This window comes from Kitasatospora sp. NPDC007106 (assembly GCF_040634455.1).
Lineage (GTDB): Bacteria > Actinomycetota > Actinomycetes > Streptomycetales > Streptomycetaceae > Kitasatospora > Kitasatospora arboriphila.
In genome coordinates, this window is record NZ_JBEYFP010001093.1 from 1 (window position 1) to 1,716 (window position 1,716).

Annotated in this window: 1 protein-coding gene and 1 pseudogene; both read left to right on the forward strand. The window is 76.0% G+C overall.

Features of this window, described 5'->3' with window-relative positions:
- Positions 1-243: 243 nt before the first annotated feature.
- Positions 244-1,494, forward strand: coding sequence for an SLC13 family permease (locus ABZ641_RS36090; protein ID WP_359988694.1), 1,251 nt, complete (start codon positions 244-246; stop codon positions 1,492-1,494).
- 4 nt (positions 1,495-1,498) lie between these two features.
- Positions 1,499-1,716: pseudogene (locus ABZ641_RS36095) on the forward strand (universal stress protein); the annotation flags it as partial.

A 1,716-nucleotide genomic window follows, 5' to 3' on the forward strand; every position in this document is an offset into this window, starting at 1 on the left:
CCCGCGCCGACCTGCCCGGCCTGCCCGGCCTGCCCGGCCTGCCCGGCCTGCCCGGCCTGCTCGGCTTGCCCGACCGGTCGGCGAGGACCTGCCGGAGCCGGTGTGCGGACCGCCGCACGGCTCTGGTTCGATCGGGACCGGAGTCGTCGGTGGTCCGCCCCGGTCCGGCCCGGGGTGCCGCAGGGTGCGCCGGTGCGGCCGCCCGGTGTGCGGCGCGGTGTCGGTGAGGAGCGGAAGCGGAACATGTCGTCGTCCGAGGTGTTGTCGGTCGGCCTGCTGGTGGTGGTGCTGGTCTGCGCGGTGGTCCGGCCGTTCGGCTGGCCGGAGGCGGTGGTGGCGGTGCCCGCGGCCGCGATCGCGGTCGGCACCGGTGCGCTCTCCCTGGACCACGCCCGCGAGGAGGCGGCGCGCCTCGGCCCGGTGATCGGGTTCCTCGCCGCGGTGCTGGTGCTCGCCCGGCTCTGCGCCGACGAGGGGCTGTTCCGGGCGTGCGGGGCCTGGATGGCGCGGACGGCCGCCGGCCGGCCCCGCCACCTGCTGGTCCAGGTGTTCGCGGTCGCCTCGGCGATCACGGCGGTGCTCAGCCTGGACGCGACCGTCGTCCTGCTGACGCCGGTGGTGTTCGCCACCGCGGCCCGGCTCGGCGCCCGGCCCAAGCCGCACGTCTACGCCTGCACCCACCTGTCGAACACCGCCTCGCTGCTGCTGCCGGTCTCCAACCTGACCAACCTGCTCGCGTTCGCCGCGAGCGGCCTCGGCTTCGTCCGCTTCGGTGCGCTGATGCTGTTGCCCTGGCTGGTGGCGATCGCTGTCGAGTACGTGGTGCTGCGGCGCTTCTTCGCCGCCGACCTCGACGCCGGGGCGGATGCCGCGGCGGCCGACGAGGTGCCCCGGATGCCGCGGTTCGCACTGGTCACCGTCGCCTGCACGCTGGCCGGCTTCGTGCCCGCCTCGGCGCTCGGGGTGGACCCGGCGTGGGTGGCCTGCGCCGGAGCGCTGGTCCTCGCCGCGCATGCGCTGGCCCGGCGGCGGACCACCGTGCTCACCGTGGTGCAGGCGACCAGCGTGCCGTTCCTGGCCTTCGTCCTGGCGCTCGGCCTGGTGGTGCGCGCCGTGGTGGACAACGGACTGGCGGACGCGCTCGGCCACCTGGTGCCCACCGGCCAGGGGTTCGCGGCCCTGCTGGGGATCGCCGCGCTGGCGGCCGTCCTGGCGAACGTGATCAACAACCTGCCGGCGGTACTGGTGCTGCTGCCGCTCACCGCCCCGTCCGGGGCCGGGGCGGTGCTGGCCGTCCTGCTGGGCGTCAACATCGGGCCCAACCTGACCTACGCGGGCTCGCTCGCGACCCTGCTGTGGCGGCGCATCGTGCACGCCCACGAAGGGGAGGTGGACCTCGGCGAGTTCACCCGGCTCGGACTGCTCACGGTGCCGGCTTCCCTGCTCCTGTCGGTCGTGGCACTGTGGGGCTCCCTGCAGGTCGTCGGAGGATGAGGCCGTGGCGGTCGTGGTGTGGGTGGCCGAGGGCACGTGGCGTGCCTGCGTCGATGCGGCCCGGGTGCACGCCCCGCCGGACGCGGAGGTCGTGCTGCTGCACGTGAGCGACCGCGACGTGCCCGGCGCCGCGCACGGCGCCTTCGCCGGGCTGATGGGCCGTCGGCACCCGCGCGGGGACCACGCCGACGGCTGGGGCAGCGACCCCGGCAGCCGGATGGA